The sequence below is a fragment of the Micromonospora pisi genome (assembly GCF_003633685.1).
Lineage (GTDB): Bacteria > Actinomycetota > Actinomycetes > Mycobacteriales > Micromonosporaceae > Micromonospora_G > Micromonospora_G pisi.
The window spans coordinates 1162631-1182801 of sequence record NZ_RBKT01000001.1 but is presented as its reverse complement, the minus strand read 5'-3'; the positions used below and the strand labels follow the sequence as shown (position 1 = coordinate 1182801).

The following is a 20171-nucleotide window of genomic DNA, read 5'->3' as shown; positions in this document are numbered from 1 at the left end:
TCGGCGCAGCCAGATCATGGCGGCCGAGTAGCCGGAGGGAGTCTCTCCCTCCGGCCTCACAGATCCGTACGTGACAGTCTCCCGTCATACGGCTCGGCTGGTCCGGCCACATACCCGCAGGTCCCGCTGTACGTCGAAGATCGCGGATGTCCGTTGCTATTGTGCGATGGGCCGAAATCCATCCGGGTCCGGAAACGTCCGTGACAGCTTCTCGGTGTCGCAGCACCCGTGGAGCCGCCACTTGGTGCCGGCGAGCGCGCCGTGTCATGTTTCCCGAACTCCCGGTGCCGCCGCCTGTCGGTGCCGTCGATGGTGCGCCGTCCGGCGCCGGTTCGGACGTAGGGTCGAGGCCAGGAGGTACGGCAATGGCGTGGTCAACAGGCGCGCCGGCTGGTTCGGGTACGCCGATCAGCGGCACTACGTCGTTGCCGCGAGCCCGGCCGATCTGCGGGGCCGGTCGGCGGTATGGTCCGGCTTGATCGCTGGTTGAGCCTCCTACTTAAGTCGTAAGTCGAGTGTGGTCCTGCGCCAGATGGCGCGGCGGTGCCGCTGCAGCAGGCTCTCGGGTATGAACCAGAACGATGCACCAGAGCAGACCGCTTCCCGGTCGTACCTGTCCCGGCCGGCTTTCCGCCTGCGGCGTCTCGGTGCCGCCCTGGCAACCGCGGTCGTCGTCTCGGCGGGCGTCGCCGGCTGCGGTGCCGGTGCCGCGCAGGAGCCGGCCCCGACGAGCGACACCCCGGCGGCAGCCGTCGAACCGGGCGTGCTGAACGCCAGCGACGTGAACGCCTGGCTCGACGAGATGCTCCCGGCCGCGCTGGAAGCCAATGACATCGCCGGGGCAACGGTCGCCGTCGTCAACGACGGTGAGACCGTCACCACCCGGGGGTACGGCCACGTCGACACCGGTGGCGAGGGCACCGAGCCGGTGCCGGTCGACCCCGAGCAGCACCTGTTCCGGATCGGGTCGGTGTCGAAGCTCGCCACCGCCACCGCCGCGATGCAACTCGTCCAGGACGGCAAGGTCAACCTCGACGCCGACATCGCCGGCTACCTCGACTTCACCATCCCCCGCAACTTCGACGAGCCGATCACCCTGCGGCACCTGCTGACCCACACCGCCGGGTTCGAGGAACGGATCGCCGGCCTCATCGGCAAGGAAGGCACCGAGGCCGTCCTACGCGACGCTCTGGTCACCGACCCGCCGGAGCAGATCTACCGGCCGGGCACCGTGCCGGCCTACTCCAACTACGGCAACTCGCTCGCCGGATACATCGTCGAACGGGTCAGTGGCATCCCGTTCGAGGAGTACGTCGACCGTAACGTCTTCGACCGCCTCGGCATGACATCGTCCTCATTCGCCCAGCCGCTCCCCGCCGACCTGGCCGGCCGCGTTTCGAACGGATACGACAACGCGTCGTCCCCCGCCGGGTACTTCGAGATCATCGGCACCCCGCCCGCCGGGTCGATGAGCGCCTCGGCCCCGGACATGGCCCGGTTCATGCTCGCCCACCTGGGCGAACCGGTCGGCGACACCCCGATACTGGACAAGCCGACGCTCGACCTGATGCACCAGCCAGCGCTCGACGCCACCACGCTCGGCACCCTCGCCGGTGCACCCCGGATGACCCTCGGGTTCTTCGACGAGAGCCGCAACGGCCACCGGATCATCGGCCACGGCGGCGACACCCTCTACTTCCACACCCACCTGCAGATCTACCCGGACGAGGGCGCCGGCCTGTTCATCTCGCTCAACAGCACCGGTACGTCGGGGCTGGCCAACCACAAGCTGCGACAGGGGCTGACGAAAGCCTTCGCCGACCGTTACTTCCCGGCGGTGCCCGGCGCGGCGGCGAACAACGCGCCGGCGACCGAACTGGCCGCCCCGACCACCGACGCCTCGGGTACGGCCGAGCGGGCCGCGATGGCCGCCGGCACCTACGAGAGCTCCCGCGCGATCGAGAGCAACTTCCTGACCGTGATCGGCCTGTCCGGGCGTACCACGGTGAGCGTCCGCGATGACGGCCGGCTGCTGCTCGAACCGCGTCCGATGTCCGATACCTCCGCCGTCTACGAAGAGATCGAGCCCTGGGTCTGGCGCGAGGTGGGCGGCCAGGAAACGATCGCGATGCGAGCGGTCGACGGCCGGGTCGACGCGATCGTTTTCGACTCCGCGTTCGCCCTGGTGCCCGTAGATACCGCGCGCAGCACCTATCTGGCCATCCCGGTGATCGTCGGCTCGGTGGTCATCCTCCTGCTCACCGTCCTGGCCTGGCCGATCGGGGCGATCGGTCGCCGGCTGCGGCGGCGGGCACCGCGTGATCGGGCTGGACGCACCGCGCGCATCCTGAGCCGCGTCGCAGTCGGCTGTGCCCTGCTCGCGGTCGGCGGCTGGGTCGGAAGCCTGGTGCTCATCATGGGCCTGGAGGATCTCTCCACCGTCTCGATGCGGAGCGTGCAGGTGGCCCAGATGATCGGCCTGCTCGGGGTGATCCCCGCAGCGGTCCGGCTGGTGGACGACGTCCGTCGGCGGGTCGGCTGGTCGCGGACCGCCGGCAGCGCGCTGGTCCTGCTGGCCCTCGCCGGTACGGGATGGTTCGCCGTCGAGTTCATGCTGCTCTCGCCGAACATCTCCTACTGACGGTTTCGACCGATCCCTTCCCGACCCACCCCTCCCCGATCCGTCTCGATCTGCGAGCAGAGGATGCTGACACGGTGAACGACCACATCGGAGGCGGCCCGGTCACCGCCGAGCCAACCGGTCCGGCGGACCAGCCCCGGCTGACGAAGCGGGTGGACCTACTGCTCGCCAACCTCGGGGTGACCGGGCGGTTCGCCCGGGACTGTCTGCTCGCGGCCGTCGTCGCCGGGCTGACGTTCACGTTGATGGCGGCTCTGTTCCGGGGCGCGACGTCACCGGGCGAAATCGTGGTCGACCCGGTGCGGGCCTGGCTGCTCGTCGCCCTCGGGGTCGGGCAGGCGCTGCTGCTCTGCCTGCGCCGGGTCCGCCCGCTGCTCTGCCTCGCCGGCATCGTCGGCCTTCAGGTCGCCATGATCACCCTGTCCCCACCAGAGGCGACGCTCCGGGCATTCGCACCGTTCATCGTCGCGTACACCATCGGGGTTCTGCTGCCGGCCCGGACGGCGTTCGTGCTGGTCGGCGCGGCGGTGGCGATCGAGGCGACAGCGGCGTTCGGCACCGCCGCCGTCACGACGCCGGACCTTCTGCTGTCGGCTGTCGGCCCTGCCGGGTCGAGCGCACTGTCCAATCTCGCTGCGGTCCTCGTCGGCAACTACGTGGCGACCCGCCGACGCTACACGCAGCTGCTACGCCTGCAGGCCGCCGAGGCGGTCCGGGCCCAGCAGGCGAAGGTGCAGGCCGCGCTCGGCGCGGAACGCACCCAGATGGCTCGGGAACTGCACGATGTCGCCGCGCACCACCTGTCCGGCATGGTGGTGCAGGCGGCGGCGGTCCACCGGCTGATTGACCGGGACCCGGACGCGGCGAAGGCCGGCGTGGCCTGGATCCGGTCCCAGGGCAAGGAAACCCTGAACAACCTGCGGCTGGTGGTCGGGGTGCTGCGCGGCACCCCGGCCGACAGCAGCGGCGGCGGCGACACACCCGGCCACCATGGCGAAGGAAGCGTTCCGGTGCCAGGCTTGGCCGTGCTCGACGACCTGGTCCGGACCGCTCGGGACCTGGGCACACCGGTCGAGTTCGTGGGTGAAGGGCCGCCACGTCCGGTGCCGCCGATCGCCGACGTCGCTCTCTATCGGATGGTGCAGGAGTCGCTGTCCAACGCGCGGCAACACGCGCCGGGCGCCCCGGTGCTGATCACGCTGCGCTACCTGCCGCGAGAGGTGTCGCTGGCGGTGATGAACGATCCGCCAGCGCGGCGTCCCGAACCGGCGGCGCGCACCAGCAGCGGAGTCGGGCTGATCGGCATGCGGGAACGGGCGCAGTTGATCGGCGCACGTTTCGCGGCCGGGCCGACGACCGAAGGCGGCTGGTCCGTCACAGCGACGCTGACATCAAAGGGAGGGGACCCGTCGTGAGCGGTTCTGGGAATGGGGCCGAGACTGGCGCTGGGACGATCCGAGTGATGCTGGTCGACGACCAGACGGTGGTGCGGGCTGGTTTCCGGGTGCTCCTGGCGCAGGCGGACGACATCGAGGTGGTGGCGGAGGCGTCCAGCGGATCGTCCGCGGTGGCGGTGGCCGCCCGGCTGCGCCCCGACGTCATCTGCATGGATGTCCGGATGCCCGGCGGCGACGGGCTCACCGCGACCCGCGAGATCCTCGCCGGCTCGCCCGAGTCGCCGCCAGCCATCCTGGTGGTGACCACGTTCGACCTCGACGAGTACGTCTTCGGCGCACTCGAATCCGGGGCCAGTGGCTTCATCCTCAAAGACTGCGAGCCGGAGGACCTGATCGACGCGATCCGTCGGCTGGCGAACGGCTACGGTCTCGTCGACCAGGCCGTGACCCGCCGGGTGATCTCGGAGTTCGCCCGGCGGCGACCGGCGGCACCGCCCGAGTCCGCGGCGGCGCACCAGCTCACCCCGCGCGAAGCCGAGATCGTACGGTTGCTCGCCAAAGGGCTGTCCAACAACGAGATCGCCGACGAACTCTTTATCGAGACCAGCACGGTCAAGTCACACCTCGGGCGGGCGATGACCAAGATCGGCGTACGGGACCGGGTGCAGACCGTGGTGTGGGCGTACCAGAACGGGTTGACCCCGAGCTGACAGTCAGCCGAGGACGGGGAGGGTGACACCGGCGTGCAGGTAGAACTCGCAGATCGCGTCCCGCAACTCCCGGGCTACCCGCGCGGTCGCCGGCAAGCCCGGTCAAACGCAACCGGTACGTACGCCGGACCGGCGCAGCCAAGGATGTCAAGTGCGCTGGAGGCCAAGAACCGGGCGCTGGCCGGGATCAAGGTCCACATCACCAACCTCCCGGACCCCGACCCCGAGCAAGTCATCGCCGCCTACAGCCGGTCGGGCCGATCTGGGAAGGCGGTGACCACGGCGAAGCCGACGTCCTAGCCTCCCGCTACCGACGCAGCCCGCAACTCGCCGACGGACTCGGCGCCCGGACCGTCGCCTTCCCCGCGATCGCCACCGGCGTGTGTGGCTTCCCTCCCAACCAGGCAGCCCGGATCGCCGTGGCAACGCTCAAGGCCACACCAACAGCGGTTCAACGGGTACGACTCATCGCATTCGACGAGGACACCCGGGAACGCCCGCAAGCGACAGCGCTCGGCAGCGACTGACACCTCCGCAACTGCCACGAGCCGGGCATTACCGAGCGTAACGAAGATCGTAGTGTCGGGTGCGCGACCATGCCGATGAGCGGATGCTGCCAAGCTCAGGGGGTGTGATGATCGGCAGACGTTGTCAGTCCGGCAGGACGGTGATCGTGTCGTTCGCCTGGATGTCTGGCACCGTACCGGTTCTAGCGAACTCGGCCCAGATACGGCGAACGACGGAACCCCGGCCTTCCACGTCAGCCCAGTCAGTTGACCCGAGCAGCGCCGCGCCTTGCCATGCCTGGCGTGTGCCAAGCAAGAGTGGCAGGTCGGTGAGGTGTGCGGCTCCGTAACCGTTGTCGTATGGCCGCCAGGTCATGCGGTACCGAGATGCGCGACCACCCGCCGTTCGGTGCCGGACAACAAACCGTCGGGCAGGCGTGTCGTACATGCTGCGGGTGGACGGCGTCACGATCAGCCGCCGCGCGCGGCTACCGATCACCGGCAATCGGAACACGCCCTTGAGGGCTGGAACGAGGGCCGCGACTACGCCGGTCTCCTCCAGAGTGCAGCCGATCAAGACATCGACGCGCTGGGCCGCCTCTTGCCAGGCCCTATCCCGGTCGGCCTCACCCGGTACCGGCGGGAATCCGTACTGCACCCCGAACGGCATTCTGCTTGCCATCCCAAACCGTCGCGCTGCCCGCTCCGCCACCGGCTGCAACGCTATGATCTCCTCGACCGGGGCGTCCCGTGACAACTCACCGACGGCCGCGAGCATCGCGTCGGTCATGGCGGCTCGGCCCGTGGTGACGCCAAGTGGGGCACTCTGCATGATCACCCGCCGGAACAGCCCTTCTGCACCGTCGCTGATCATCAGGTGCGCGATCGCGTCCGCGCCCGAGGACTGGCCGAACACTGTGACCAAATCGGGGTTACCACCGAATGCGGTGATGTTGTCCCGAACCCACCGCAGTGCTGTCAGCTGGTCGAGCAGGCCAAGGTTTGCAGGCACGTCGGCGCCGTCACCGAGGAAGCCGAGCATCCCGAGCCGATAGGTGACCGCGACGACGATCACACGCTGTTCGGCCACGAACGCGCGGGGATCGTACTGGGCTAGATCACCGGCTCCCGCGACGTTGCCGCCGCCGTGGATCCAGACCAGTACCGGTAGCCGCTCGTCATCGCCGAGGGTGGCCGGTGCGGTGACCGACAGCCGCTGGCAGTTCTCAGTCGTGCCCAGGTCGTCGCGGCCGATCAACCGATCGAACAGCTTCGGCGGCAGTTGTGGCGCGGCCGGCGCTCGCTGGAATGCGTTGACCGGTGTCTCGTATCGCATGACTTGACCCGGAGGAGCGAACCGTGGCGCCTCCGCGTATGGAATGCCCAGCGCTCGCACTACATCGCCGTCGACCCTGTACCTGCCGAAAATGTCATCCGGGCAGGTCAGGCCGCATGTTCGTATTCGTGCAGGATGCCGCCGAGGCGGTCACGACGACGGATGTTCAGGCGGTCGAGCCGGTGCGGGTCGGTGATCGGTTCGGGTAGCGGTGTGAGTGGTCGGACGTTGGCGATGCCCTGATGCGGGCGGTGCTCGTTGTAGAAGATCTCGTACTCGCGCAGCGCATGCAGTAGGTGCCGCTGGTTAAGGATCAGTGTCCGGTCGAGGAGTTCGCGGCGGCTGGTCCGTACCCAGCGTTCCATGATCGCGTTCATCCGGGGTATCCGGACGCCGGTGCGTACCACGGTGATGCCGGCGTCGGCGAGAATCGTGTCGAACGCGGCCGGATACTTGCCGTCCCTGTCGCGGATCAGGTACTTCACCGGGCAGCCCGCGTCTTCGAGGTCCATGACCAGGTTGCGGGCGATCTGGGCCACCCATGCCGCGGTCGGGTGCGCAGTCGCACCGAGGATCCGGACCCGGCGGGTGGCATGGTCGATGACCGCGAGGACGTAGAGGCGGGCCCCGGTCAGCGTGGTCGTCTCGAAGAAGTCGGCGGCGATGACGGCCTGTGCCTGGGTGCGCAGGAACGTGGCCCACGTGCTGGTGGTGCGCTCGGGTGCCGGATCGACACCCGCCTGGTGGAGGATCTCCCAGACGGTGGACGCGGCGACCTTGACGCCCAGCACGAGCAGTTCGCCGTGGATCCTGCGGTATCCCCAGGTGCTGTTCTCCCGGGCCAGGCGCAGGACCAGCCGGCGGACCGACCGGACGGTTCGTGGCCGTCCGGTCTGGTGGGGCCGGGAACGCCGGGCGTGCCGGCGAGCGATCAGATCCCGGTGCCAGCGCAGGACCGTGTCCGGGCTTACCAGTAGCCGCAGGTGGTTCAGTACGCCGCGCGGTAGCGGGTGTAGTAGGACTGCCAGCCACGCCCGGTCGGCTGGGGTGAACCGGACCCGGTCACTGTGCAGTTGTCGTTGCAGGACCATGATCTGGTGCCGCAGTGCGAGGATCTCTGTGTCCTTGTCGCGGTCACTCATCGGCAGCAGCCGTAGTAGGGCGAGCGCATTGGTCACGCCGAGGTACGCCAGTCGAAACAGCACACCTCATCGTCGCGCAGTGCTCGACGCAGACGGAACATCGCGATCCAGCCGAGAGGTTCCGCGTCTCCACCGGCGGCTTCCACCTCGATCATGAAGATGGCTGTGACCAGGACGGATGAGATTGTCGGCACCCACAGCGCCCAACGGAGCTGAACGGCGTTCAACCTGGTTGAGCTGCTGCGATCGTCCTGGCGTCTACCAGGGGCGTTGCATTCGTGCTGGTCAGAGGGTCGCGGACCGTTCCTTGACATGAAGAGTGCAACGGCGCAGAACGGACGTCAACGGTTCTCTATCTCTCCTGATGGAGTCAGGTGCGGGGGAGCGGTCTGTAAGGAGCTTCTGACCTGCTGAACGTTTCCTTGGGAGCGGAACTGGGAGCAGGCGCCGAGTTGATCTCTGTGGCCTTCGATTCGAAGGTGTGGGTCGACGTAGCTTTTTGATCAAGGCGTTGGTCAGGAGTGATGCGGAGACCTGACCGCTTCCGAAAACCGGAAGCGGTCACCGTCCGGCTCGTGTCGTGGTCTGGACCTCTTCCCAAAGTCGGAAGTGCTCAGGCTTGCCCACGTACACGGGTTGGTGGGCCGCTTCACACCCTCACTGCAGGAGAAGAGGAGGGGGCGGGTTGGGCGGGTCGGGTTAGGAGCAGTCGAATCGGTGGTCGTAGGGGCGGTCCGGACAGGATGTGCAGACGAAGACGCAGATTCCTCCGGCGTCGCCGAGCATGAGACCTGTGGGGTTCTGCAGCGCTCGCCACGGGTGGTCATCGGGGCTGTCGAAGTTCCAGCCGTTCATGGAGTGTCGGTCCTCGATCGGAATCCAACGGTGCTCGTCGCCTCGACTGAACTCCCAGCTGGCAACGGTGAGCAGGTGGTGCATCTGGATGCCGCAGGCGCAGACCGGCCAGTCGGGTGACTGGGTCCAGCCGGGGTAGCCGCCGATCTTGATGCCGGAGGCGACCGCCAGGTCGGTGTCGTACTGCCAGCCGGTGTCGGCCTCGACACGGCCTATCGTGTCCCGGATCTGGGACCACACCTCTTCGGGCAGGTCGTAGGAGGGGTACTCGACAACCTGCTCGGGGTCGATGCCACACGGGTAGGGCACGTACCGGGTGTCGGCGTCGGGGTGCGGTGCCGGCATCGCCGCCGGCCGGGGTCCGATCGTCGACCGCAGTCGCCAGCGCAGCCGAGGAACAGGCGCGCTGAAGGGATAATGGTCAAAGGGGCACCACAGCAGCTGCAGCGCGTCCGAGCCTTCTGGGAACGGCAGGTCTGGGACATCTTCGGCGAACAGCTGCAGGACGGGGACGAGGGGCACCGGGGTGCCGGCCGGGTGCTCGTCCAGACCCGCGTCGCCACAGGTCGGCTATGGTTCGTCCGTTGGCCACAGTTGCGGCCCGCCCACCGAGCTTTGGTCGACAGACGGCGAGCCCTTGCGCGGATGCAGCCGGGTGGTGGTCCGCTTGTACGCACGTAGCTGTGGGAAGACCGCGTCCATGTCGACCGGCGCCAGCGCGGTGGTGTGCACGGACATGATCGTACGGGCACGCAGTTTGCAGCGACGCGCGCATCGCAAGCAGATCCGGATGTCGAGTCGCAGAGCCGATGGCTGGCTCCCGGGCCCCGACGGCAGCGCGGCGCGCGTCATGATGGGACGATGCCGGAAATGGACGGGCTCGACTATTCGCACTATCCAGATGTCACTGCGGCTGGTGACCTTCGGAGCGCCCTGCAGCACGAGTTCGACTCGACTGGCATGCTGCTGCGCGCGCAGCATGTGGAGTCGCCGGGGTGGGTGTTGACACACGCGGTCGTACGCGCCGGTGACCGGCACGTGAGTGTCCACATGACTTCCGGTGATCGCGCATTCGGTCTCGACTTCTGGACGCCGGGCTTTCAGATGGCCCACGGCCATACCGCCGATCTCCGGGATGCCGCCGCAGCCATTTCCATGTTCCTGGACGGTGCCAGGCTCCGGCAGCTCGGGGCGACCTGGCCGTTCGTGAGCTTCGGTCCGTTCGCCGAGGCGTTCGAACGCGGTGAAGCCGAGGCGATCGCATTTCGGTGGCAGCGGCTGCTCGACCCGCCGCCGCCCCGGGCGCGGCACCTGTACGGTCTGCACGACTTCCTCGTAGCGGCTTCGGGTGAGCCACGGCTGCGTGCGTTGTATGTCTTTACCAGCCACTACGATCTCGGCTTCCGGCGATCGGTGCCCAACGGACAGAGCCGGGCATTGGCATGGGTACGGCCGCTCGGCGAGGGCCGCTACTTGATTGCGGGCGCGGATCGCCGCCAGCTTTACCCGGACGGGCCAATGGGCAGGACGGGTTGGGACACGGATTCCGTGGCCGGTGTGCTGGGGCCTGCGCCCGCCCAGGAGAGCGTCGCGCTGGTGCTCACGGCGATGGACCGGGACGTGCAGGCGTAGTTGGCTTCGAGTGGGAAGCCGGACCGGAAACCACGTCCGGGGCGGAAGGCCGACTCTGCTATGCGGGCTCAGGTCGGTCAAGCTGCTGGTGCCACGTCCCAGCCGCGATCATGAGCTGCATCAAACATGCGGCAACGTGCGCCTCTCGGCGATGAGCCAGGTAGCGGCGGCCGGGGTGCCGGCCGATACCGTATGCCGCATGGTGGGCCGATCCTGGCCGTTCGGTCAGGCAGGTGGGTCGTCCCGGTAGAGATCCGATTTCACATCTCGGCTGCCCCAGCGGGTGGCGGTGAGTTCCGGTCGCGGCCGGACGGGTTTGGGCACCCAGCCGTGTCGTCTGGTGTCGGGCGCTTCGTTGTCCCAGTCGGCGATCAACGCGAACGGGCCTGGGATGGTGTCGGCCTTATCGTCGCAGGTCGTCCGGACGACCATAGATGGATAGAGGCGCGTCTCCTGAGCCACATTGCAGTCGTCGGTTCGAGAAGCGACCAAGGCGCCGCACTTCTCGCAGGCTACGCAAGGGTCCCATCCCACGAGAGACCAGCAGCCGACCTGGACGAGGTCGTGGACGAATCGTGTGCCGCGGACGTCGCCGGGCGAAAGCACGAACGTGCCGACGACCTGATCACGGCCGTAGACGGCCGCGTCGATCGCATAGGTGCCGGGTCGGAGCCGCGGAGGGTTCACATGGTGGTGGTCCAGCAGCGACCAGTGCGGTCCGGCGGGCATCTCGACCAGCCGCAACGGAACGCTTAACTCGTTCCCGCACCGCGCGCACTGGAAGCTCTCCACTCCGGGAGTGTGTCATTCCAAGCCGAGCGGACGCATCCGCAAATAGCCATGCATGGCCACCGCTGCCGCGACCTCGAACAGATCGTCTGGCGCCACGGCGCGGATCGTGTCGGCGCCGCCGCGCCTGAGCAGGCATGATCGGCGCGCGAGCACCAGGCCGACACCTTGTACCTGCCGAAAATGTCATCCAGGCAGGTCAGGCGGCATGTTCGTACTCGTGGATGATGCCGGCGAGGCGGTCACGTCGGTGGATGTTCAGGTGGGCGATCCGGTCCGGGGCGGTGATCGGTTTGGGTAGTGGGGCGAGTGGCCGGGCGTTGGCGACGCCCTGATGAGGCCTGTGTTCGTTGTAGAAGACCTCGTACTCGCGGAGCGGGTGTAGTAGATGTCGCTGGTTGAGAATCAGTGTCCGGTCGAGGAGTTCACGTCGGCAGGTCCGTATCCAGCGTTCCTTGATCGCGTTCATCCGGGGTGTCCGGACGCCTGTGTGTACCACGGTGATGCCGGCGTCGGCGGGCACCCGGTCGAACAGGGTCGGGTATTTGCCGTCCCGGTCGCGGATCAGGTATTTCACCGGGCGTCTCGCGTCTTCGAGGTCCATGACCAGATTCCGGGCGGTCTGGGTCACCCAGGCTGCGGTGGGATGTGTGGTGGCGCCGAGGATCCGGATGCGGCGGGTGGCGTGTTCGATGACCGCCAGGACGTAGAGGCGGGCGCCGGTCAGGGTGGTCGTTTCGATGAAGTCGGCGGCGATGACGGCCTGCGCCTGGGATCGTAGGAACGCCGCCCACGTGCTGCTGGTGCGTTGAGGTGCCGGATCGACTCCGGCATCCTTCAGGATCTTCCAGATGGTGGAGGCGGCGACCTTGACGCCCAGGACGAGCAGTTCGCCGTGGGTGCGGCGGTATCCCCAGGTGGCGTTCTCCGAGGCTAGGCGCAGGACGAGCCGACGGATGGACCGGACTGTTCGTGGTCGCCCGAGTTGGTGGGGGTGGGAATGTCTGGCGTGTCGGCGGGCGGTCAGGTGCCGGCGCAGCACCGTCTCGGGGCGGATCAGTAGCCGCGGGTGGTTCAGTGCGGTTCGCGGCAACGGGTGTAGCAGGGCGGCCAACCATGCCCGGTCCGCCGGGGTGAGTTGGACGCGGTCGCCGTGCGGTTGTCGTTTGAGGACCGTGATCTGGTGCCGGAGCGCGAGGATTTCGGCGTCTTTGTCGTGGTCGCTCATGGGTAGCAGTCGTAGCAGGGCGAGGGTGTTGGTCACGCCGAGGTAGGCCAGTCGAAACAGCACACCCCCTCGTCGCGCAGTACTCGACGTAGACAACCGTCGCGATCCAGCCGAGAGGTTCCACGTCTTCAGCGGAGCCTTCCACCTCGATGATTTAGATGGCTGCGGCCAGGACGGATGAGCTTTTCGGCACTCACAGGGTCCACAGCTCCCTGGAGCGGTGACGGTTGCGGTTGGGGTCGACACTGGACGGGCAGGCAACGGCGGTGTCGTTCAGGGCGCGAGCGATGCTAGCGAGGCTCTGGCCGGCCAGTCGTTGTGTGAACATCCACCGCACATGAGCGGCCGTGGCTGGGTCAGGTTCGAGGCGCTGGAGTCGACGACCCCATCGGGCGTGTGCCGCGTTGGGGTGGGGACCGGCGTCGACGAGCCGGTAGCCGTACGGTGGCCTACCACCGAGGTAGCGTCCCTGCTCCCGTGTTTGAGCGCGCATCGCGGTGAGAACTCGGAACCGGGAACGCTGCACCTCGCGTTTTGACTGGGCGCCAAGCAACATGATCAGCGCCCGGTGGGTTGGATTGTGGCGGTCGACGGGCCCATTTGTCTCGGGTAGCCACAGCTGCACGCCGTGCTGCTCGAGTAGCGGCACCAGGTCCAGCAGCTGACCCGCCGAGAACGCCCGCTCGTACTCGCCTACGACGATTGCGTCGAACCCACGGTACGGATCGCCGAGCGCGGCCAGCAGGGCGGCGGACTGCGGGCGGCCCCGCCAAGTTCGGCGGCGAGAGCAGCCCACGTCGAAGTATTCGGCAACGATCGCACCGTGGCCCGATACGAGTTCGCTGGCGCAGTCCAGCTGCCAGTGCCGGGACGTCACCTGGTCCTGGTGCTCGACCGTCGACATCCGACCGTAGAACGCAAACCGCAGACTACCTCGCTGGCGGGCGTGCGGCTGTATACCCGCCTCCGACCGCTTGTTCAGCCACTGGGCCAGGGAATCCTTAAGATCTTCACACTTGTTCGACACGTTGACATTTGTATCGAGCAATCCCTGTGGTGAGGGCGGACAGGCGGTCCGCCTCACACAAGGCTCAGCCTGCATACGGATCACCGCGAGCCGCCGTGAGCGCGTGGACTATGTCGTTGAACTCGGTGAGCGAATCGGCGTCAGCGTGGCTCGGCGGCTAGCGTCGGTTGCTGGGCGTCGATCGGTGTGCGCTGCGCCGGCGTCGTGGGGCGGGTCAGTTTCTGCCAGAGGAATTCCAGGGTCAGGGCACAGAGGAAGGCGTGTTGCTGAGCAATGCTCAAGACCTGTGGATCGGCCGGGAAGGGCGTAGCTTCCCGGTGATCGATTCGTGTAGGTCTCGAGCAAGGCCGACGTTGGCGCGTCGGTCGGGAAGGCACGCCGGTGCTGACTGTAGTTGCCGAGGACGGGCAGCGACGCGATGGCATCTCGCTGCTGGATGAGGTCGTTCGTGAGGGGGCGCGGCGGATGTTGGCCGCCGCGTTGGAGGCCGAGGTCGATGCGTATCTGGCCGAGTTGGCGTCCGAGCGTGACGAGCGGGGCCGGCGTCTGGTGGTGCGTAACGGCCACGCCCAGGCTCGGCACGTGATGACGTCGGCGGGGCAATCGAGGTGGTCGCGCCGCGGGTCAACGACAAGCGCACCGACCCGGCCACCGGCGAGCGCCGGCGGTTCCGGTCGTCGATCCTGCCGCCATGGTGCCGCAAGAGCCCGAAGGTGGCCGAGGTGCTGCCGCTGCTGTACCTGCACGGTCTGTCATCCGGGGACTTCGTGCCGGCGTTGGAGCAGTTCCTCGGCTCGGCCGCCGGCCTGTCAGCCGCGGCGATCACCCGGTTGACCGCGCAGTGGACCGACGACTACCACACCTGGCGCAAACGGGACCTCTCGCAGGTCGACTACGTGTACGTGTGGGCCGACGGCATCCACGTCAACGTTCGCCTCGACGAGGACAAACTCTGCCTGCTGGTCATCGTCGGTGTCCGCGCCGACGGCACCAAGGAACTGGTCGCCCTGGCCGACGGCTACCGCGAGTCGACCGGCTCCTGGGCCGATCTGCTGCGCGACTGCGCCCGTCGCGGTATGCGCGCCCCCGTCCTCGCGACCGGCGACGGCGCTCTGGGGTTCTGGGCCGCGCTGCGCGAGGTGTTCCCCGACACCCGCGAGCAGCGCGACTGGGTCCACAAGACCGCGAACGTGCTCGCGGCGTTGCCCAAGTCGGCGCATCCGGGCGCGAAGGCCGCCCTGGCCGAGATCTGGGGCGCCGAAAACAAGACCCACGCCCAGCTCGCCGCGAAGCGGTTCGCCGACCTGTACGGCGTGAAGTTCGGCAAGGCCGTCACCAAGGTCACCAACAACCTCGACGTGCTGCTGACGTTCTATGACTACCCGGCCGAACACTGGGTGCACCTGCGCACTTCCAACCCGATCGAGTCCACCTTCGCCACCGTCCGGCACCGCACCCGCGTCACCAAAGGCCCCGGCAGCCGTGCCGCCGGTCTCGCGATGGCGTTCAAGCTCATCGAGGCCGCCCAGGACCGGTGGAGAGCCGTCAACGCACCCCACCTCGTCGCCCTCGTCCGCGCCGGAGCCACGTTCGTCAACGGTCACCTCGTCGAGCGCCCCGCCGAGCAGGTCGCAGCATGACCACGGGTGGCAGCCGGCCGCAGTGGCCCACCGACAAGCTGACCGCGCTGCGCCTCGGTCGACGCGTGGTGACCGAGGTGACCGCCTCCGGACCAGGCCGGCGAGCGTTCGTCGACATCCGACCCATCACGACCGCCGCCGACGCCGACGCGCGACGGCAGGGCTGGACCCGATCCGACCGTGAGCGCACCTTCAAGCTGGAGCACTGGGAATACGACGCCGACCAGATCGCCGGCTTCGACTACGACATCGGCGCGATCCTCGTGCAAGCCACCACCGTCACCGGCGAGGCCCAACTCGTCGCAGCCCTCGAAGCATGGAACCTCCGGCCCGAGCAGTTCCTCCACCCGTGGCAGACCGACGACCCGAAGTAGCAGCCAACCTCACTGCGAACTCACCGATCCACAGGTCTTGACGATTCCTCCCGTGCTGGTCAGAGCGTCGCGGACCGTTCCTTGACATGAAGAGTGCAACGGCACTGAACGGACGTCAACTGTTCTCTATCTTTCCTGATGGAGTCAGGTGCGGGGGAGAGGTTTGTAAGGAGCTTCTGACCTACTGAACGTTTCCTTGGGAGCAGAACTGGGAGCAGGTGCCGAGTTGATCTCTGTGGCCTTCGATTCGAAGGTGTGGATCAATGTAGCTTTTTGATCAAGGCGTTGGTCAGGAGTGATGCGGAGACCTGACCGCTTCCGAAAACCGGAAGCGGTCACCGTCCGGCGTGGGTCGTGGTCTGGACCTCTTCCCGAAGTCGGAAGCGCTCACTGGCGGGCTTTGTCGTGGAGCTGACCTCTTCCAAGGGGTCAGAGCCGATTAGACACGATTGCTTGAGTCGTGAGCGCCGTCGGCGTGCCGCACGTCGTCAGATGTCGCATGTTCGGGTGCGTCCGGGCAAGGTCATCGCGGTTGGTTCGATGGCGTGTTCGTCGCGGCGCAGGATCGCGGTCTGGAGTTTCTGTAAGCGGTTGGCGGGTTCCATGCCGAGTGCGTCATTGAAACTCCGTCGGGCCTGTTGGTAGGCGTCGAGCGCTCCGGCTGGGTCTCCGGCGAGGTAGAGCGCCCGCATGAGTTGTTCCCATGGGCGGTCGCGTAGGGGATGTTCGAGGACCAGGGCGCGGGTGTCGGTGAGTAGGTCGGTGGTCGCGCCAAGGGCTAGGCGGGCGTCGACGAGGTCTTCGATGGCGACGACGCGTTGTTCGTTCAGGTGTGTGAGTTGCTGTCCTAGGGTCCCGGCTGCGGCGAGGTCCTGGCCCGCGGAACCGCGCCACAGTGCCAGCGCTTCGCGGAGTGTTATCTCGGCGAGGGCATAGTCCCGGTTGAGTAAGTGGTCGCGGCCGCGTCTGGCGAGGTCGGCGAAGAGTCGGCTGTCCAACTCGTGGCTGTTGAGGATGAGGCGGTAGCCGCCCTCGTGGCCCATGGTGACGAGCCTTGTGGCGAGGTCCGGGTGGGCGTTGCGCAAGGTGACGCGCAACCGGGCGAGGTAGCTGCGCAGGTTTGACGCGGCGGATTTGGGTGGTGTGGACCAGAGGGCTTGGCCGAGCCGGTCGATGGTGACCCGCTGACCGCCGGCGAGTAGCAGGACCGCCAGCACCCCACGCATCATCGCCGACGCCAAGATCAAGTCGCTGCCGTCGACCGTTGTTTCCAGTGCCCCCAGTAGGGCGAATCTCAGTTCCATCAGGTCCCCCACCTGCAGTGTCGATCAAGAAGCTAGAGGGCGCGGGCTGGTAGCTGCAAGAGGGGCCACAGTCAGTTGACGTCGTGAATGTGCAGCCCAGATGCGCAGCGTGCGCCCCGCACGCGCATCCAGCCGTCAGGCTCAGGCCGATTGCTGGAACGAGGGGGAGTACATGGGCGGCGGGACAGGCCGGAAGTTCGACGTGGGGCCGGGCGGGCGGGAGAGCCGGGCTCGATCCTGGTGCTTCGGCGTCTCGGTGCCCCGGCCGTTCCGGTTCGGCTGGGTGCTGCGGGCAGTGGTGGTTGGCGCGGTGCTGGCAACCGCAGCGGTGACTCCCGCAGTGGGTGCGTCCGTGGCGGTGGCGGCCCCGCTGGCGGTTGTCCCGCCCGTATCCGGGACGTCAACCCAGGCGGAGTTGACCGCTGCGGACGAGACCGCGGCGAGCGCGCTGGCGTACAAGACCCGTCGCCCCGTGCTGGTTACCGATCTGACCACCGAGACCTCGCTGACCTGGGCACAGCCCGACGGGACGTACAAGTCGACCGTGAGCCTGACCCCGGAGCGGGTCCGCGAGGACTCGGGTCGGTGGGCCGATATCGACCTGACGATGGAGCGCAAATCGGACGGCAGTATCGGGCCGCGGGTTTCGGCTCGGCCGTTGCGGCTTTCGGGTGCCAGGTCGACGGAGACGGACACCCTGGTGACGCTGGGTGCGGGCGACGAGCGCACCGACCTCGGATGGCGTGGCGACCTGCCAGACCCGGTCCTGGTCGATAACCGGGCGACGTATCAGGAGGTCAAGCCCGGGGTCGACCTGGTGATCGAGGCGCGGTCCGCCGGTTACGAGTACTCCCTGATCGCCAAAAACGCGCAAGGTGCCGCAAATGTCGCCTCGGTTTCGATGCCGTGGCGGACGGGTGGCCTCACGCCGACTCCGTTGGCCGGTGGCGGGATCGAGTTGCGGGCGGCATCGGGAGCCTCGGCGGTGGTGCCGGCGGCGCAGATGTGGGATGCGCGGGTGTCACCCGCTTCCGGGGAGCCGGCGCACCGGGAAGCCGTGCCGATGTCCACGACCGCTGGCGCGAGTGGAACCGATCTGGTCCTCACGCCGGACCCCGCATTTTTCCAAGACCCCCAGCTGATCTATCCGGTGACCATCGATCCTCCGGTCAACCTCACCCCGGCCTATGACGCTTTCGTTCAGAACACGATCTCGTCGACGGACATGTCGGGCGACGTGGAGTTGAAGCTCGGCTACAACGACGACGCCGATGGCGGGTGCGGATCTGGTTGCACCGCGCGGTCCTTCCTCAGCTTCCACTTCATGGACAGCTACAAGGGCGCGAGCGTGGTTTCGGCTGAGCTGTTCCTCTGGAACAGCCACTCGTGGTCGTGTACCGCCACTCAGTGGGAGGCGTGGCGGACGTCGTACGTCACCTACAGCGCGCGTTGGGGCAGCCAACCGACCTGGGCGGAGAAGGACGGTACGTCGACAGGGACGAAGGGCTACAGCGGCTGCGGTGCGGGCTGGGTGTCGGCGTCGGTGAAGAACACCTTCCAACACACCTTCGATGTGGGTGACTCGACCACGAACATCGGCCTGCGGGCGACGAGCGAGTCCAACCACAACGGGTGGAAGCGGTTCAACTCGTCCGAGGCGTCCTCGAACCGGCCGTACGTGACGTTGACCTGGAATCGTAAGCCGAACGTGCCGGGCAACCTGTCGGTTGACTCGTGCTACTCGGCCTGCTCCTCGCCTGCGGTGGTGCGCTCGGGCGCGCCCCAGCTGTCGGCGACGGTGTCGGATCCGGACGCCGGCACGCTGCGCGCCGAGTACGAGGTTTACGACAACGCTCGGACCACGGTAAAGGCGAAGTCCGGTACGGCGGTGACGGGTGTGACGTCCGGCTCGGCCCGAGCCTGGCGCGTGGTGCCGGTCTCCGGGGCCTCGCTGCCGGACGCCACGTATCAGTGGCGGGTACGTGGCTGCGATTCGTACACCTGTGGCGACTACTCAGCGTGGTTCACCTTCACGGTGAATACGCAGGACCCGTCGTTGCCGGCGGTGTCCGGCTCGCCGTACGCGGAGAAGTCGACCGGGACATGGAACGGTGGACCGGGGCAGGCCGGGTCCTTCACCTTCGGGCCGAATGGTTCGGCGGATGTCTCGGAGTACGTCTACAGCCTGAACTCGGGGAGCCCGGTGACGATCCCCGCCGGTGCGTCACAGACGGAGTTGCTGACTCCGAACCAGCAGCAGGTGTCGACCGACCTGACCGGTTTTGCCAGCGGCAACGTGGTGAACACGCGAAGCACATCGCTCGGACACAACAGTCCGACCTCGTTGCAGGTGGTTCCGGGCACCACCGCCACGCCAGAGAGCACCAAGGGCGACACCCGAGCGGTCCTGGGCTCCGAGTACGTGATGGCGCTGGGAATGCAGGCCGGCAAGCGGTACACGATCACCGGTTGGATCTACGTCCCGGCCGCGACCGGGCTCAACCCGACCGAGCAGCGGGGCCTGCGGATCGTGGCGATCAACCAGCACAACGGGGTGTACAGCGAGACCCAGTCGGCCCGACCGACGGCCGTGGACGGGTGGCAGAAACTGTCCGTGACGATGAGTATTCCGACGGGTGCGACCCAGGCTTTCATCCGGCTCTACAACGGGTTCGCAGCCAGCACGAACAAGGCGGTGTACTGGGACGACCTGTCCGTGCGGGAGATTGTCGGCAGCTCCACAACCCAGTCGATCACCCCTGCCAAGGACGGGCTGAACGTGTTGCAGGTGCAGTCGCGCAACAGCGCGGGCGCCACCTCCGACCCGAAGGTGTATCAGTTCCTGGTCGCCCCGAGCAGCGACACCTGGGCCTGGAACCTCGACGAGGCAACAGGGACGACGGCGGGATCGGTGCCGAATACCCGACCGGCCACGTTCAGCCCCTCCGGGGTGACCTGGACCTCGCCCGGCCGAGTCGGTGCGGCCGCGGTGTCGCTTACCGGTGCCGGGGATGTGAGTACATCGTCGCCGGTGTTGAACACAACCGCCGCGGCCGGGTTCACCGTGGCGGCCTGGGTTCGGGTCAACGGCTCCGGCGACTGGCAGACCGCCGTCTCGCAGGACGGCACCCAGACATCGATGTTCCGGCTCGGCTACCGCGCCGACAGGGACCTGAACGGCGACGGTGTGCTTGACCCAGCATGGTGTTTCACGGTCAAAGCCGGCGATTCGGCCGGCTCAGCGTCATCGGCTGCCTGCACCACGGACTACGTCGTGCCGGGGGACTGGGTGAGCCTGGTCGGCGTCTACGACAAGCCCAACGGCAAGGTCGAACTGTACGTCAACGGGACCCCGGACATTGGCGGATCGTACGCGGAAGCGGCCGCCGGTACCGCCTGGTCGGCTACCGGGGCCTTCGCCATCGGCCGGGCATGGCAGAGCGCGGCCCCGGCGGACCGCTGGGACGGCGACCTCGATCATGTCTACGCCGTCCAGCAGGTCTGGCCTGACTCGAAGATCAATCAACACGCCCTGCAGTAACGCGAACCAGTAACGCGACGAGTTTCGCGACAGCAGAGAAATCACTTGC

At 67.5% G+C, this 20171-nt stretch carries 18 protein-coding genes and 2 pseudogenes; 9 read left to right on the top strand and 11 right to left on the bottom strand.

Annotation, left to right across the window (positions count from 1 at the left end):
• The first annotated feature begins 568 nt into the window (after positions 1-568).
• The 5 genes and pseudogenes from BDK92_RS04580 to BDK92_RS04565 form a co-directional block, all read left to right on the top strand.
• Positions 569-2641: a serine hydrolase domain-containing protein gene (locus BDK92_RS04580; protein WP_121154883.1), complete on the top strand. Its 2073-nt coding sequence runs from the start codon at positions 569-571 to the stop codon at positions 2639-2641.
• 74 nt (positions 2642-2715) lie between these two features.
• The gene (locus BDK92_RS04575; RefSeq protein ID WP_170208498.1) at positions 2716-4056 is read left to right on the top strand and encodes a sensor histidine kinase; all 1341 of its coding nucleotides are present in this window, start codon (positions 2716-2718) and stop codon (positions 4054-4056) included.
• A gap of 47 nt (positions 4057-4103) precedes the next feature.
• Positions 4104-4748 (top strand): response regulator, encoded by a 645-nt coding sequence (locus BDK92_RS04570; RefSeq protein WP_121154877.1) that lies wholly within the window; start codon positions 4104-4106, stop codon positions 4746-4748.
• A 144-nt stretch (positions 4749-4892) separates the two neighbouring features.
• Positions 4893-5048: a hypothetical protein gene (locus tag BDK92_RS38820; RefSeq protein WP_170208497.1), complete on the top strand. Its 156-nt coding sequence runs from the start codon at positions 4893-4895 to the stop codon at positions 5046-5048.
• Positions 4991-5275: pseudogene (locus tag BDK92_RS04565) on the top strand (macro domain-containing protein); the annotation flags it as partial. The gene BDK92_RS38820 and the pseudogene BDK92_RS04565, both read left to right, overlap by 58 nt.
• A 124-nt stretch (positions 5276-5399) precedes the next feature.
• On the opposite strand, the gene BDK92_RS04560 reads toward BDK92_RS04565, so the two are convergent.
• The 5 genes from BDK92_RS04560 to BDK92_RS39600 all read right to left on the bottom strand — a co-directional run bounded on the left by BDK92_RS04560 (position 5400) and on the right by BDK92_RS39600 (position 9319).
• Positions 5400-6650 (bottom strand): carboxylesterase family protein, encoded by a 1251-nt coding sequence (locus BDK92_RS04560; RefSeq protein ID WP_211349080.1) that lies wholly within the window; start codon positions 6648-6650, stop codon positions 5400-5402.
• Between the two features lie 47 nt (positions 6651-6697).
• Positions 6698-7795 carry an integrase core domain-containing protein gene (locus BDK92_RS04555; RefSeq protein ID WP_121154873.1) on the bottom strand — a complete coding sequence of 366 codons (1098 nt, stop codon included), beginning with the start codon at positions 7793-7795 and terminating at the stop codon, positions 6698-6700.
• A complete protein-coding gene (locus BDK92_RS40745; protein WP_281278614.1) occupies positions 7765-7887 on the bottom strand; it encodes a hypothetical protein in 123 nt (40 codons plus the stop codon). Before BDK92_RS40745 ends, BDK92_RS04555 begins: the two co-directional genes overlap by 31 nt.
• A 544-nt stretch (positions 7888-8431) precedes the next feature.
• On the bottom strand, positions 8432-8932 hold the full coding sequence (locus BDK92_RS39605; RefSeq protein ID WP_211349079.1) for a hypothetical protein: 501 nt from the start codon (positions 8930-8932) through the stop codon (positions 8432-8434).
• Between the two features lie 225 nt (positions 8933-9157).
• On the bottom strand, positions 9158-9319 hold the full coding sequence (locus tag BDK92_RS39600) for a hypothetical protein (protein ID WP_211349077.1): 162 nt from the start codon (positions 9317-9319) through the stop codon (positions 9158-9160).
• A 129-nt stretch (positions 9320-9448) separates the two neighbouring features.
• Between BDK92_RS39600 and BDK92_RS04540 the strand changes: the two genes are divergently transcribed.
• Positions 9449-10219 carry a DUF6193 family natural product biosynthesis protein gene (locus BDK92_RS04540; RefSeq protein WP_147456910.1) on the top strand — a complete coding sequence of 257 codons (771 nt, stop codon included), beginning with the start codon at positions 9449-9451 and terminating at the stop codon, positions 10217-10219.
• A gap of 225 nt (positions 10220-10444) precedes the next feature.
• Here the strand turns inward: BDK92_RS04540 and BDK92_RS04535 are convergent, their stop codons facing one another.
• The 5 genes from BDK92_RS04535 to BDK92_RS38810 form a co-directional block, all read right to left on the bottom strand.
• Positions 10445-11011, bottom strand: a complete 567-nt coding sequence (locus BDK92_RS04535; protein WP_121154865.1) for a hypothetical protein — start codon at positions 11009-11011, stop codon at positions 10445-10447.
• 12 nt (positions 11012-11023) lie between these two features.
• Positions 11024-11164, bottom strand: coding sequence for a hypothetical protein (locus tag BDK92_RS38815; protein ID WP_170208496.1), 141 nt, complete (start codon positions 11162-11164; stop codon positions 11024-11026).
• A 43-nt stretch (positions 11165-11207) separates the two neighbouring features.
• On the bottom strand, positions 11208-12299 hold the full coding sequence (locus BDK92_RS04530; RefSeq protein ID WP_121154863.1) for an integrase core domain-containing protein: 1092 nt from the start codon (positions 12297-12299) through the stop codon (positions 11208-11210).
• A gap of 130 nt (positions 12300-12429) precedes the next feature.
• Positions 12430-13338 (bottom strand): recombinase family protein, encoded by a 909-nt coding sequence (locus BDK92_RS04525; RefSeq protein ID WP_425462292.1) that lies wholly within the window; start codon positions 13336-13338, stop codon positions 12430-12432.
• A gap of 65 nt (positions 13339-13403) precedes the next feature.
• Complete coding sequence (locus BDK92_RS38810; RefSeq protein ID WP_170208495.1) at positions 13404-13544, bottom strand: hypothetical protein; 141 nt, start codon at positions 13542-13544, stop codon at positions 13404-13406.
• A gap of 100 nt (positions 13545-13644) precedes the next feature.
• Here BDK92_RS38810 and BDK92_RS04520 point away from each other — a divergent pair.
• Together BDK92_RS04520 and BDK92_RS04515 are read left to right on the top strand one after the other, a co-directional pair.
• A pseudogene (locus tag BDK92_RS04520) lies at positions 13645-14903 on the top strand (IS256 family transposase).
• Positions 14900-15277, top strand: a complete 378-nt coding sequence (locus BDK92_RS04515) for a hypothetical protein (RefSeq protein ID WP_121154860.1) — start codon at positions 14900-14902, stop codon at positions 15275-15277. The pseudogene BDK92_RS04520 and the gene BDK92_RS04515 overlap by 4 nt, the downstream one beginning before the upstream one ends.
• Before the next feature lie 488 nt (positions 15278-15765).
• On the opposite strand, the gene BDK92_RS04510 is transcribed toward BDK92_RS04515, so the two are convergent.
• On the bottom strand, positions 15766-16581 hold the full coding sequence (locus BDK92_RS04510) for an AfsR/SARP family transcriptional regulator (protein ID WP_147456909.1): 816 nt from the start codon (positions 16579-16581) through the stop codon (positions 15766-15768).
• Positions 16582-16753: 172 nt separating this feature from the next.
• On the opposite strand from BDK92_RS04510, the gene BDK92_RS04505 reads away from it, so the two are divergent.
• Positions 16754-20122: a DNRLRE domain-containing protein gene (locus BDK92_RS04505; RefSeq protein ID WP_170208494.1), complete on the top strand. Its 3369-nt coding sequence runs from the start codon at positions 16754-16756 to the stop codon at positions 20120-20122.
• The last annotated feature ends 49 nt before the right edge of the window (positions 20123-20171 follow it).